This is a genomic window from Flavobacterium sp. P3_A6 (assembly GCF_056403035.1).
This window is the reverse complement of sequence record NZ_JBFUGG010000005.1, coordinates 117,201-131,157: the sequence shown is the minus strand read 5'-3', so window position 1 is coordinate 131,157 and position 13,957 is coordinate 117,201. Positions and strand designations below refer to the sequence as shown.

At 35.8% G+C, this 13,957-nt stretch carries 11 protein-coding genes; 10 read left to right on the top strand and 1 reads right to left on the bottom strand.

Annotated features, from left to right (window positions below; all coding sequences use genetic code 11):
• Positions 1-46 precede the first annotated feature (46 nt).
• The 8 genes from metF to AC1DVP_RS07020 all read left to right on the top strand — a co-directional run bounded on the left by metF (position 47) and on the right by AC1DVP_RS07020 (position 10,575).
• Positions 47-1,003 carry a methylenetetrahydrofolate reductase [NAD(P)H] gene (metF, locus tag AC1DVP_RS07055; RefSeq protein ID WP_477182796.1) on the top strand — a complete coding sequence of 319 codons (957 nt, stop codon included), beginning with the start codon at positions 47-49 and terminating at the stop codon, positions 1,001-1,003.
• A 76-nt stretch (positions 1,004-1,079) separates the two neighbouring features.
• Entirely contained in the window at positions 1,080-1,931 is an 852-nt protein-coding gene (locus tag AC1DVP_RS07050) for an alpha/beta hydrolase (RefSeq protein ID WP_477182795.1), read from the top strand.
• A 252-nt stretch (positions 1,932-2,183) separates the two neighbouring features.
• The gene (locus tag AC1DVP_RS07045) at positions 2,184-2,834 is read left to right on the top strand and encodes a hypothetical protein (protein ID WP_477182794.1); all 651 of its coding nucleotides are present in this window, start codon (positions 2,184-2,186) and stop codon (positions 2,832-2,834) included.
• A 419-nt stretch (positions 2,835-3,253) separates the two neighbouring features.
• Positions 3,254-6,316: a T9SS type B sorting domain-containing protein gene (locus AC1DVP_RS07040; RefSeq protein WP_477182793.1), complete on the top strand. Its 3,063-nt coding sequence runs from the start codon at positions 3,254-3,256 to the stop codon at positions 6,314-6,316.
• Positions 6,317-6,525: 209 nt separating this feature from the next.
• Positions 6,526-7,938, top strand: coding sequence for a pyridoxal phosphate-dependent decarboxylase family protein (locus tag AC1DVP_RS07035; protein WP_477182792.1), 1,413 nt, complete (start codon positions 6,526-6,528; stop codon positions 7,936-7,938).
• A gap of 59 nt (positions 7,939-7,997) precedes the next feature.
• Positions 7,998-8,483 carry a nuclear transport factor 2 family protein gene (locus AC1DVP_RS07030; RefSeq protein WP_477182791.1) on the top strand — a complete coding sequence of 162 codons (486 nt, stop codon included), beginning with the start codon at positions 7,998-8,000 and terminating at the stop codon, positions 8,481-8,483.
• A 116-nt stretch (positions 8,484-8,599) separates the two neighbouring features.
• Positions 8,600-9,727, top strand: a complete 1,128-nt coding sequence (locus AC1DVP_RS07025; protein ID WP_477182790.1) for a helix-turn-helix domain-containing protein — start codon at positions 8,600-8,602, stop codon at positions 9,725-9,727.
• Between the two features lie 83 nt (positions 9,728-9,810).
• The gene (locus tag AC1DVP_RS07020; protein WP_477182789.1) at positions 9,811-10,575 is read left to right on the top strand and encodes a hypothetical protein; all 765 of its coding nucleotides are present in this window, start codon (positions 9,811-9,813) and stop codon (positions 10,573-10,575) included.
• A 72-nt stretch (positions 10,576-10,647) separates the two neighbouring features.
• On the opposite strand, the gene gldA is transcribed toward AC1DVP_RS07020, so the two are convergent.
• On the bottom strand, positions 10,648-11,544 hold the full coding sequence (gene gldA, locus AC1DVP_RS07015) for a gliding motility-associated ABC transporter ATP-binding subunit GldA (protein WP_477182788.1): 897 nt from the start codon (positions 11,542-11,544) through the stop codon (positions 10,648-10,650).
• Positions 11,545-11,737: 193 nt separating this feature from the next.
• On the opposite strand from gldA, the gene AC1DVP_RS07010 reads away from it, so the two are divergent.
• Both AC1DVP_RS07010 and AC1DVP_RS07005 read left to right on the top strand, forming a co-directional pair.
• A complete protein-coding gene (locus AC1DVP_RS07010; RefSeq protein ID WP_477182787.1) occupies positions 11,738-12,346 on the top strand; it encodes an outer membrane beta-barrel protein in 609 nt (202 codons plus the stop codon).
• A gap of 105 nt (positions 12,347-12,451) precedes the next feature.
• Entirely contained in the window at positions 12,452-13,699 is a 1,248-nt protein-coding gene (locus tag AC1DVP_RS07005) for a dicarboxylate/amino acid:cation symporter (RefSeq protein WP_477182786.1), read from the top strand.
• The last annotated feature ends 258 nt before the right edge of the window (positions 13,700-13,957 follow it).

Sequence of the window (13,957 nt, the reverse complement as noted above, 5' to 3'; positions counted from 1 at the left end):
GCTTTCAACCATCAACCACCAACCATCAACTTTCAACTATAAAAAAATGAAAGTAACACAACATATAGAAAACGCCAAAGGAGAAACATTATTCTCTTTCGAAATTATTCCGCCACAAAAAGGAAAAAGCATTCAGGAATTATACGATAATATCGATCCATTGATGGAGTTCAAACCGCCGTTTATAGATGTGACCACTTCTCGTGAGGAGTACATTTACATTGATAAAGGAAATGGTTTATTGGATAAAAAACTAACCAGAATGCGTCCAGGAACATTGGGGATTTGTGCTTCGATAAAGCACAAATACAATGTAGATACCGTGCCGCACTTGCTTTGCGGAGGTTTTACCAAAGAAGAAACTGAGTATATGCTGGTGGATTGTCATTATCTTGGAATCAATAACGTTATGGCACTTCGCGGTGATGCTATGAAAGACGAACAGTCTTTTGTGCCAAAAGCGGGAGGGAATAATTTTGCTGTAGATTTGGTTTCACAAATTAATCAATTGAACTGTGGAAAGTATTTGCACGATGTTATGGACATTGATAATAAAGCTGATTTTTGCATTGGAGTGGCTGGTTATCCAGAGAAGCATTTAGAATCCCCTTCTTTAATATCAGATTTAAAAAGATTGAAAGAGAAAGTAGATGCAGGTGCCGATTATGTCGTGACTCAAATGTTTTTTGACAATGCTAAATACTTTGAGTTTGTTGCCAAAGCAAGGGAAATGGGAATTACTGTTCCAATTATTCCTGGAATCAAGCCGATTGCGGTACAAAAACATTTGCAGATTTTACCTCAAATTTTCCGTATTGATTTACCTGAAGATTTAATAAACGCCGTAGAAAAGTGCAAGAATAATACCGAGATACGTCAAGTAGGAATCGAATGGGCTATTCAGCAATCCATCGAATTGAAAGCAGCAGGAGTTCCTGTTTTGCATTATTATTCAATGGGCAAATCAGAAAATATCAGGCAAATAGCAAGCCAGGTTTTTTAGATTTAATGGAGTAAATTAAATGGATTAAAGTATTTGAATTCATCATTGTTTAATATAATACTAAACCGGAATGCAGATGATTACAAAAAAAATAGTTTGTTTTATTTTTTTAGCCATTAGCTGTTTAGGTTATTCACAGCAAAAAGAATTTAGTATTCCATTATGGGAAAACGGTGCACCAGGTTTTGAAAACCGCAAAAATGAGCCAGAACAAGCCAAAGACTGGTGGGTAAAGAATATTCACAATCCATCAATAGTGGCTTATTTGCCGGAGAAACCAAACGGGATGGCAGTTCTTATCTGCCCTGGAGGAGGACATAAGGATTTAGTGTTCAACTCAGAAGGTAAAGACGCAGCCGAATTTTTCAATAAATTAGGAGTAACAGCTTTCGTATTGAAATATCGGCTGGCTAGGGAAGAGGGTTCTGTTTATAAGTTAGAGACACACGTTAAGCAGGATGCCGAAAGAGCTATGAGAACGATTAGAAGCAAAGTCAAAGATTTTGGCATTGATGCTAACAGAGTTGGAGTTATGGGTTTTTCTGCAGGAGGAGAAGTTGCTGCTCTAGTGGCTTACAATTCTTCGAATACAGTTAAAAATGCTTCTAATGAAATAGATAAACTGGATGCGCAGCCTAACTTTCAAATATTGATATATCCTGGGCCATTATTTATTCCTAAAGAAATTAAGTCCGATGCGCCTCCTGTTTTTTTATTAGCTGCCAATGATGATTTGTGCTGCTCTTCGCCAATTGTAGAGCTGCTCAATGGCTACCGCAAAGCAAATGTTTCTGTAGAAATGCATTTGTATTCAAAAGGAGGACATGCTTTTAATATGGGCAATAGAGCAAAAACCAATACTTTGAAAACATGGCCTCAACGGTTAGCAGATTGGTTAGAGGATAATAATTATTTTTTGAAGCAATAACATTTGGCATTTTTAGGAATATGGGTCCTGCTATCCGTTATAAATAAAGTTCACTGAACACCGCTTAAAATAAAAGTAAGTGAAGTAATCTTTTTATTTTTAAAGAAAAAAAAAAAGGATTTCCACTTCTATCAGGGCTAAAAGGAGAAAATAGTTTTTTTTGTGATCATCAATTCAAAAGGAACCAAAAGACCATTTTGGAGCTTAGTATTAAAATGTTATATTTGATTTTAATATCATAGATTTTCCCAAATGAAACCCATTTACTATACTTTCTTAGTTGCTGCTATTGCAATAACTTCTTGTAAAAACAATGAGGAAACGGCTAAAGCTGTCCCTAAAGTAATCACGCCTTTTACTCAGCAAACTGCGGTAACTGCACAAACAGAACAGCAACCTGCTCCGCAGCAGCATAATTTATTTCATGAAAACAACGCAGTTGGGACTCCATCAGTGGCAGCGGGTGTAAATCCCGCGCACGGACAACCGAATCATAGATGTGATATTCCAGTTGGAGCACCATTGAATTCTCCAGTTAATGGAACACCACCACAACAACCCAATCAGGTGCAAATGCAGCCACAAGTACAAACCATAACACAATCTGCAGCTGCAAAAACAGTAACGCCAAAAGGAATGAATCCGCCACATGGACAGCCGAATCACCGTTGCGATATTCCAGTCGGAGCCCCATTAAATTCAAAACCTGCTGCAGCTACAGCGGCAACACCTGTACCGTCTTCAGGTGAAATAAGCAAAAATATTACGGTACAGCCTCCAGTTCCAGCATTATTATCTACGGGTTCAGCAAATGTTGTAACTCCAGAAGGAATGAATCCGCCACATGGGCAGGCAGGACATCGCTGTGATATTGCCGTTGGAGCGCCTTTGCCAAAAACTTAGTTTTTTGAGAATAAGATTTAGTCAAAAAACAGATATATTTACAAAACGTTTTTTAGAAAAAATAAAATGCGATAATTTTAAAAGCCATGAATTTGGCTTTTTTTGTTGGGAAATTATTTAAATCAAAAAATCTCATCTGTTGAAAATGTTAACTGCAAAACAAATTTTCTTTAGACTGGTTTCTTATTGGCTTTTTAGGAATGTTTATATTGTTTAGAAATATAAAATAATCCAATTCTATCTCCTTCTCCTTTGGAGAGAGTTAGAGGTGTTAAACAAAAGAACTATTTTTATATTTCTAAAAGGTATTTTTAATAGATAAGGATTTAATTTTCATCGATTAATAGTGCTGACTGGTATAAGATTTTTGAAAATAAGTTTGTTATAGGGTAGTTTTACTTAAATTAAACTACTCTGTTTTGAATTCTAAATATCTTATTGCACTGCTGATTAGCTTTTTTTTATTCCCACAATTGCATGCTCAATTATGTACAGGCAGTTTGGGCGACCCTGTTGTTAAATTGGATTTTGGTTCGGGTACGTCGATTCACGGAAGTGCATTAGGAACAGGGATTACGAGCTATACCTATACTACGGCAAATTTTCCCAGTGATGGCTCCTATACTGTCGAAAGTACTACAAACACGCCAGGTACTTGGTGGACAACTACAGATCATACAGGTGGAGGATATATGATGGTAGTCAACGCAAGTTTTTCTACCACCGATTATTTTTATAAAAATACGGTTTCGGGTTTGTGTGCAGGCACTACTTATGAGTTTGCTGCCTGGATTATGAATCTTTTGAGAAGTCAGGACAATAGCCCTCCCAATATCACTTTTACAATTGAAGATACGAGCGGAACAATTTTAGGCACATACAACACAGGAAATATAGGGTTATCAAGCAGTGCCGTGTGGAAGCAGTATGGATTCTTTTTTACAACCCCTTCGGGTGTTGATACTGTTGTGATCCGAATGCGGAATAATAAAGTTGGCGCAGCTCCGGGTAATGATATCGCTTTGGATGATATTACTTTTAGAGCCTGCGGACCAACGGTAACTTCGGAAATTGTAGATCAGTCGGTAACTAATTTAGATGTATGCGAGGGTGAATCAAAATCGATAACACTCAGCGGATCGGTTTCGTCTTCTGCGTATACAACAGTTGGCTATCAATGGCAGAACAGCACTGACGGCGGAATAACCTGGTCTGATATTTCGGGAGCAGATAAAGCAACATATACTTTTGTCTCGGGTGCTGTGGGCACTTATAAATACCGATTAGCAACTGCTGACAGTTCTAATATCGGCTCGATTAATTGCCGTGTCTTTTCTAATGAAATAACGATTAATGTAAAATCTGGACCAATATCACCCACTGTAGAAACGACACAGCCTAATTGTGATGTGCCTTCGGGAACGATTACGGTAACAGCTCCAGCAGGACTTTTATATAGTGTAGACGGCGTGAATTATCAGTCTTCTATGGTTTTTTCAGGTTTGGCCGGTGGTGATTATAAGGTTACTGCAAAAAGCTCTAGCTGCGTTTCAAGTCCAGTTACAGCTCACATTAATTTGAAAGCAGTTTCTACAGCTACCCCAACGATAGATATTATCCAGCCCGTAATCTGTAACAATGCGTATGGTACAATTACGGTTACCAGTTTGGATGCTGAATATAGTTTTGATGATGGTTTAACGTGGCAGACCAGTAATGTAAAAACAGGATTTATTCTAGGGGATTATTTGGTCAAAACACGAAACAGCAGTTTATGTGAAAAAACATCCATTACTGCAACAATTATTGTACCGCCAGGTTATCCGCCAACACCGACTGTGAGCGTTACGCAGCCAGATTGCAGTACATCAGCAGGAACTATAATTGTTTCAGATAATGCAGCTTCATACAGCTTTGACGGAGGTCAAAACTGGACATCAGGCAATACTAAAACGGGTTTGATTCCCGGAATCTATCAAGTTTTGATTAAAAATGCAATTGGCTGTAATTCGCTTGTAGCAAATGTAGCCGAAATTAAAGCTTTTGTAAATACCGAACCGCTTCCAGTGGCAACAGAACAAACTTTTTGTGTGCAGCAAAATGCTGCCATTAATGATATTGTCATATCCGGAACAAATGTTAAATGGTATGATGCTGCCGCAAATGGGAATCTGCTGGCCGGTACAGCAATACTGCAGAGTAAAACATATTATGCATCTCAGACCATAACGACATGTGAAAGTTTACGTGTCCCAGTAGTGATAGAAATTCAAAACACTCCAGTCCCAACAGGAGATTCTGTGCAGAATTTTTGCAGTACACAAAAAGCAGTAATTGCGGGTTTATCGGTTACAGGAACTAATGTAATTTGGTATGACAGCGCAATAAACGGTACAGTTTTGCCAATTACAACAGCTTTGGTAAATGGAGTAACCTATTATGCGGGGCAGACGGTAAATGGCTGTGAAAGTGTAAACAGGCTGGCAGTTTTGGCATCAATTGTCACTCCTAGTCTGGCTGTAAGTAATGTTTCAGATTTTATTTGTGACAATGCTGATGATGGTTCGGAACAACTGGATTTAACGGCTTATAATTCAAAAATAGCTTCTTGCAGCAACTGTATTTTTACATATTTTACATCATTGTCGGGTGCTGAAAATCAAACTGCAGCCGATCAAATTGCATCGCCAGCAATTTATAATTTGGCATTAGGAACTTCAGTAGTGTATGTCAGAATTGATTCCAATGATAAATGTTATCAAGTGGAGCAGTTGAGTCTGACACTAGTCGCTATGCCAGTTCTTTCAGTTCCTGATAGTATTCCTGTCTGCGAAAATAAGGAGGTTACCATAAATGCGGGTTCTGGTTTTGACAGTTATTTATGGTCAAATTCGGAAACAACTCCTTTAATAACGGTTTCAGATGTTGGAACGTATTCGATAACTGTAACTCAAAATCACGGAAGCACAGTTTGTACAGCAACCAAAAGCTTTTCGGTAGTGCTGTCAAATGTCGCTGTAATTTCGACCGAAATTCAGGATTGGACGGATGCTGAAAATGTAATTGCAGTATATGTTTCGAGTTCAAGCGTAGGGAACTATGAGTATTCACTAGACGGAATTACCTATCAGGACAGCAATATTTTTTCGGGATTAATAAGTGGTGATTATATGGTTTATGTTCGAGACAAAAATGGCTGCGGGATTGCCAGTCAGGAAGTTTATATTCTGAATTATCCAAAGTTTTTCACGCCCAATAGTGATGGATATAATGATAGCTGGGCAATACGGTTTTCAGCATCTGAGCCTGAACTTATAGTTAAAATATTTGACCGATATGGTAAACTCATTAAAGAATTAAATGCTGTTTCAGCTTGGGACGGAACGTATAACGGACATGAACTGCCTTCTACTGATTATTGGTTTGTAGTTACAAGAGCAAACGGCAAAGTCTATAAAGGACATTTTGCAATGAAAAGGTAGGAGCTGCATTTTAAAACAATACAAATTTTGTAAATAATTTGTTGGTTGAATTATTTTTTGAATTGCCATCGGTGCATCCTTTGGCAATTTTTTTTGATTTATTTATAGATGATTGGTTGTATTTGAAACAATAAATATTTCTTTTTTTGTCAGTAGAATAGCGATAATTTACTACATTCGAGTTCAATAAATTTTTTAATATAAATAAAATGAACTCAATCCTCCAAAATGATTTAAAAGAAATTGAAAACATTCTTGAACAAGTCAAACAGCAAGGTATTGATTTTTTGAATGTCATTGATGATGTTCCCACTTCTACTCAAAATACAATATCGACTAATAGAAATCTAAACGACTCGGGTTTAGGAGCATTGCTGGCTTTGGAAGAATTCAAACAGCGTTTAGCTCCTTTGATGGTTTCACAAGCAGGGCCAAGGTATTGGGGATTTGTAACAGGAGGAGCAACACCAGCTTCAATTGTTGGGGATTGGCTGGCTACGATTTATGATCCAAATGCACAAGCCATAAAAGCACAGGGAGGCGTTTCTGCATTGATAGAAATTGAAACCATTAATTTATTGCTGCAGTTATTGGCTTTGCCAAAATCATTTTTGGGTGGTTTTGTAACGGGTGCTACGATGTCAAATTTCACTTGTTTGGCGGTTGCCCGACAATGGTTTGGAAAACAATTGGGTCATGATTTTGCTAAAAATGGAATTACAGTTCCAATACATATTCTTACTGCTACACCACATTCTTCTTCAATAAAATGTTTGGCAATGTTAGGAATCGGGAGCCAAAATTTTACTAAAATAAAAACTATCGAAGGCAATCGGGAAGCGATTGATATGGTCGATTTAGAACAAACTATAAAGAATTTAAAGAATCAGCCTTTTATTCTGATATCAAGTGCAGGAACAGTAAATACAGCTGATTTTGATGATTTTATTACAATTTCAAAACTTAAAGGGAAATATAATTTTTGGTGGCATATTGATGCTGCTTTTGGTGGTTTTGCATCCTGTTCTCCAAAATTTCAGCACTTGGTAAACGGTTGGGAAAATGCAGACAGTATTACGATTGATTGTCACAAATGGCTCAATGTTCCTTACGAAAGTGCTTTTTATTTGATAAAAGAACAGCATAAAAATTATCAAGTTGAAACGTTTCAGAATTCGAATGCTCCGTATTTGGGCGATCCAATGGAAAATTTTAGCTACCTGAATTTCTTGCCTGAAAATTCCAGACGCTTAAAAGCCTTACCAGTTTGGTTTTCTTTATTGGCGTATGGGAAGCAGGGATTTCAAGACATTGTGGAAAATAGCGTTGCGATGGCATTGCAGTTTGATGCCTTCATATCTCAAAATGAAAATTTCGAATTATTGGCTCCAACTCGTCTCAACAACGTTTGTTTTACTTTGGCTGGAGACCACAATCAGGAAAAAGTAAATTTATATTTGACCCATCTCAATGATAAAGGCAAAGTATTTATGACGCCTACAGTTTACCAAAATCGAAAAGGAATTCGGGCTTCGTTTGTAAATTGGAGAACAGCTGAATCGGATTTGAAAATTGCAATTGAGTCTTTAAAAGAGACAATTTTGGAGTTAGAAATACAGTAATTTCAAAGTAATCAACTTTAAGTAACTAATAAAATAATGGTTAAAACTAAATCAAAAAGATGAATAAAATATGGAGTTTTGCCCTAACGTTTTTTTTGTTTAATTTGACATTTGCCCAAACAAAGCCTAATGCATTAAATAATCTTGAAAAAGAGAATATAACTGTGGTAGCCAAATATTATGAATGTCTTTTTAAAACCAGAGATTTTAAAACAATGGCCACGCTTATTGCAGACAAAGCGGTTTACAATCAGGCCGAAGGTTTGGCTTATGGCGGTACTTATGTTGGTTTTAGCGAATGGATTACAATGTTTGTAAAAGCAAGTACATATTATGATTTAGTCATCGAAAAAGAGCCAACTTATTTTGCCAATATTTCGAAGGACGAAGTTATCATGTATTTCACAATCAAATGCAAATCAAAAAAATCAGGACAAGTAATAAGCATGCCTATTTCAGAGTATTTCGAATTGCAATCTGGAAAAATTACAGCAATTAGACCTTTTTACTTTGACACAAAAGCTTTTGCTCTCTTTTTGAATTGATAAAAGAAGGAATTAGAACCTTTTTTGTTAATTGATATACGAATGAAAATAAAATCCATGTTGCGATTGAGTAAATGAAAGCTGTTTTTTAGAATTAGATATATAAATATTTTAGTATGCTAAATTTTCCAATCATAATGGGTATTACTTCTGGCGCGGCATTTTTGCTTGGCTTTTTGCTTCTTGCCCATTCACGAAAAGTAAATACAATTGCTAATATATACCTTGGGTTATTTGTTATTACACTAGGATTAGCGATGCTTGAAATTCCTTTGCTTTATCAAAAGTTTGATTCAAAGAATCCTAATCTTTTCGAGATGATTGGTTTGATACGCTTTCTGACAGCTCCTTTTCTTTACATCAGCATTTTATATTTTACATCATTTTCCAAAAAAACTGAAAAGAAAATTCTATGGCATTTTTTGCCGTTTCTGATTTTTTTACTTTTCAGATTTCCTTTTTTTATAACAGGAAAAAATATGGAATTCAGTTATGAAGCGGGCAGAATAGTGTTTTTTATTCTGCAGACAACATTACCTCTTCAGACTGTAATTTACTGGTATTTGTCATTTAGCAAATTGCAAAATCATCTAAAAAACATACATGAATTTTCATCATCAATTGAGAAAATTGACTTGTTTTGGTTAAAATATTTTCTCTTGGTTTTGATTTTAATTATAGTGGTTTGGTTCAATCTTATCTTTTTCAATTTAGGAAGTTTAATTGAGTTTACGCCTTTCTTGTATCTGTTGAGTGTTTTTTTCCTGGCCTATTTTTCTTTACAGCAAAAGGAAGTTTTCGAATTTAATAAAAATGATTTAAAGGAGCTGTCAGCTATTAAAACAAATAAAAAAGAAAATCCCAAACGAGTTTCAGAAAGCCGATTGAGTGAACTGGATAATAAACTGCAGGCACTTATGAATTTAGAGAAAGTGTATTTGGAAAATGATTTAAGCCTTCCAAAATTAGCCGAAAAACTGAATGCGAGCTGCAATGAAACTTCGTTTGCCATCAATGAATTATACGGTGATAATTTCTACAATTTTATAAACAAATACCGCGTTGAAGAAGCAAAAACAGTATTGCTTTCTGCAAAATTCAGTCAATTAAATATTCTGGGAATCGCTTATGAATCGGGATTTAATTCCAAAACGACTTTTAATACTACTTTCAAAAAGCATACTGGTGTATCTCCAACAGATTTTGTAAAATCCAATTTGGTTTTAGAAAAAAAAGAAGCATAAACACGTTCGAACGGGTACATCGGAACAGTCATTATTTGATAAATAGCCAAATTTGCGGTCTATTAACTCAAATAAAAATCGCCATGTTAGAACAAACAGCTTCAGAAATTTCAGATTCAATTTTAAAAAAAATAGGCACTTCCATAATGCTTGGACTTGTGTTTGCCGCTTTGTTGTTAATGCTTGGAATGGGCGGAAATATCCCATACTTGCCGCCAGCGCTGATTTTTCCTTTTGTCGGGCTTACTTTATTGAGGGCTGTTGTGTTTCCATTTATATGGCATTATCTGGAGAAAAGACAAAAAATCAATACTGAAAAAGTGTATGGCTTCTTGTATAGTGCCATCCGATATTGTATTGCTTTTAATATTGCCAGTTTTGGCTGGAAAAAATTTTACGGACTTCAGTTTGTTGTACCAGCTGAAATTGCAAGTCAACCTATGAACCAGCAATCGGGCGAATGGCTGACTTGGTTTTATTTTGGACACTCACAGGCTTTTGGAATCATAATAGCATTAATCCAAATAAGTGGTGGTTATCTATTATTGTTCCGAAGAACATTATTGATTGGAGCGATAATTTTGTTTGCGCTGCTATCGAATTTGACATTAATCAATATTTTTTATCAAATGAACGCCGGCGCATTGGTACAGTCTGTAGTATTGACGATTGGCGTTTTATTCTTGATTTTATTAGATTATAAAAAGCTTGTTGTCTTTTTTCTGAAAACAAAATCCAATTTGCCTTCGTTGAATTTCAACAGTGTTTTTGTAAAAAATGGGATTCGTCTTTCGGCAATAGTTTTATCGTTATTATATACAATTTATATAAAATCATTGGTAAAATAAAAAAAGAGCGTGTTTAAAATAGTTTTAAACGCGCTCTTTTTATCTRTAATCTGTAAACTGAAACCTGCTAACTTACTTCGTGATTTCCCTAAACACAGCTTCTAGATTTTTATTCTTCTGGTTCAGCTGTAAAGTCTTCAAACCATTATCGTAAGCAAAATCAAAAACGGTTGGGCGCATATCTTTATCAGAAACAAAAGTCAGTTCCCAAGAAAAACCATGACTGTTTTTGAAAGATTTCAAATGAGGAATTTGAGCAATAAGATCTTCTTCCGCTTTTTTGTCAAATTCTACTTCGATTACCTGTTCTTTATCGGCAGAGATTAAGCTGTCCAGTTTTTTATCGGCAACGATATGCCCTTTGTCAATAATAATGACACGGTCGCAAATCGCTTCCACTTCCTGCATGATGTGTGTGGAAAGGAAAACTGTTTTGTCCTTACCAACATTTTTAATCACATTCCTGATTTCGGCCAATTGATTAGGATCCAAACCAGTCGTGGGCTCGTCCAGAATCAGTACGTCAGGATTATGCAGCAAGGCATTGGCTAGTCCTACACGCTGACGATATCCTTTTGATAGCTGTCCTATCTTTTTATGGCTTTCTGCCTGCAAACCAGTCAGCTGAATCACTTCTTCAATTCTTGATTTGTCTACCTTATATACATCGGCATTAAAGGCTAGATATTCTCTAACATATAAATCCAAATACAGCGGATTGTGTTCCGGTAAATAGCCAATAGAAAGCTGTACTGATTTTTCTTGGGTGTTTACATCAAAGTCATTGACAAGTGCCACACCAGAATCTGCATTGATATAGGTTGTCAATATTTTCATCAAGGTCGATTTTCCGGCTCCATTAGGTCCTAGAAAACCAACAATTTCTCCTTTTTTTACAGAAAAAGAAATATTATCCAATGCTTTTTGAGCACCATAACTTTTCGAAATATTTTTAACTTCTATTGACATAATATTTTATTTGTTGCAAAAGTAAATAGAAAATATATAGTTCTCCATTAATCGGAAAAATTTATGTTTTAATTGACAACTCTCAGGCCATTTATTGCAGTACAAATAGATGCATGTTGTATGAAAATTATTAAATACTGGCACAGTTCTTGTTAAATGATTACTAATTTTTAACAAATCAAAAAAATAGATTATGAAAAAAACATTAGTAATTCTTGCATTGGTTATGATAAGCTTTGCAAACGCTCAAAGAGGGACGGTATTGGTGTCAGGAAATGTGAGTTTTTGGTCTAATAAAGACTCTAGTCAAGGGAGTGAATCCAAGGGTAAAAACTTTAATTTTTCTCCAAAAATAGGATATCAGTTCAAGGATAATTGGACTGTAGGGGCAGAAGCTGGATTTTCATCTTCTAAAAATGAATACACTTATCAAGAAAATGCATCGAATAATCAGGAAAGAATTACTAAAAACTTTACAGGAGGAGCTTTTGTTAGATATTCACAATCACTAAACCCAATGTTTTTGTTATATGCTGATTTAGGTGCTGGTTATAAGAATCTTAAAGAGACTAACACTAACTCTTTTTCTGATCCTGCTACTTCAACAAATACGTTTGATGGTGTTTATGCGAATTTTGCACCTGGTTTGTTTCTGAATATTAAAAATAATTTTGGATTAAACTTTGGTATTGGAGGGTTGACATATTCAAATACTAAGAGTGATCGAAATAATGGAAAGAATAGTAATTTTTATTTCAATTTTGGACAGTCATTTAATATAGGGCTTTCAAAAAACTTCTAATTTATATTCTATTTAGTTTTAAGAAAGCGTCCGTTTTTACGGATGCTTTTTATTTTAAAATTGTCCCGCTAAGATTTATATATTTACGATTTAAACTAAATCAGTATGGCAAATGATCAATCAGGCAGTTTCTTGAAAAATTACAGCAGTATATTGTTGCTTCTCGGTGGTATATTTGTTGGGAGTATTTTAGGTTTGGTTTTTGGCAATGGTGTAGAAGTCATAAAACCATTGGGAGATATATTCCTGAATCTTCTTTTTACAGCTATTATTCCATTGGTGTTTTTTACCATTGCTTCCTCAATCTCGAACCTGCAAAAGACCGAAAAACTAGGGAAGCTTTTCATAATAGTTTTAGGAGTTTTTTTGACAACCGTAATTATTTCGGCAGTTATAATGATTATTGGAGTGTTGCTTTTTCCGATTCATCAAGGTATAGTAATTTCAAAAATCGCTATAGAAACCATTAAGGAAAGCAGTATAGGTTCTCAAATCACACAGCTTGTGACGGTCAATGATTTCTATGAGATTTTGTCCCGTAAAAACATGCTGGCATTCATATTGTTTTCTTTTCTAATCGGTTTTTCGACTTTGCGTTCAGGTGAAAAAGGAAAAGATTTTGCGCGTTTTCTTAATTCCGGAAATGAAGTGATGAAACAATTACTGCATCTTATTATGAAAATGGCTCCAATCGGTCTTGGCGCTTATTTTGCATATCAAGTTGGCGTTTTTGGCCCACAGCTGTTTGGTGCTTATGCTAAACCTTTGGCGCTTTATTATGCCGTTTGCACTTTTTATTTTATTGTGTTTTTTAGTTTGTATGCTTTTTTCGCAGGAGGAATTTCTGGTTTCAAAATATTTTGGAAAAACAACATCACGCCCGCATTAACAGCTGTGGGAACCTGCAGCAGTATCGCAACCATCCCGGCAAATCTCGAAGCGACTGAACAGATGAATGTTCCAAGCCACATCCGGAATTTGGTAATTCCGCTCGGAGCACCTCTGCACAAAGACGGTTCCAGTATGTCATCGATTGTCAAAATCGCGATTCTTTTTGCCTTATTCGGCAAGGATTTTACCGATCCTTATACTTTATTAATTGCAATTGGAATCACGATAATAGTATCTGTAGTCGAAGGAGGAATTCCAAACGGCGGTTATATAGGAGAAATTCTCGCCATAACTGTTTACGGTTTCCCAATGGAACAGGCCTTGCCAGCCGCAATGATTATAGGAACCTTGGTCGATCCAATCGCTACTTTATTGAATGCCAATGGAGATGTAGTTTCGGCTTTAATGGTCACCAGAATTTCCGAAGGCAAAAAATGGATTTCCCAAAGCATCACCCAATGAAATAAAACTTTTATGGCATCAGTTTGAGAATGTTTTTTGGGCGTGACCCTGTTGAGCAAAGGGGCTTAAGTACAGTGCCGCATATTCGCCCCTTTACTCAACAGGGTCGTGCTGTCCGCGCTACTTCGGTAGCCAGCTTCCATCACTCACGCGGTCACGAGTAATCGGGAAGCAGTTTTTTAATKAATATTTAAAAGGAATTAAGTAAAAAAGAAGCGATTTTGATTTAAAACCAAATTCAAAATTCTTTTTTTGTTT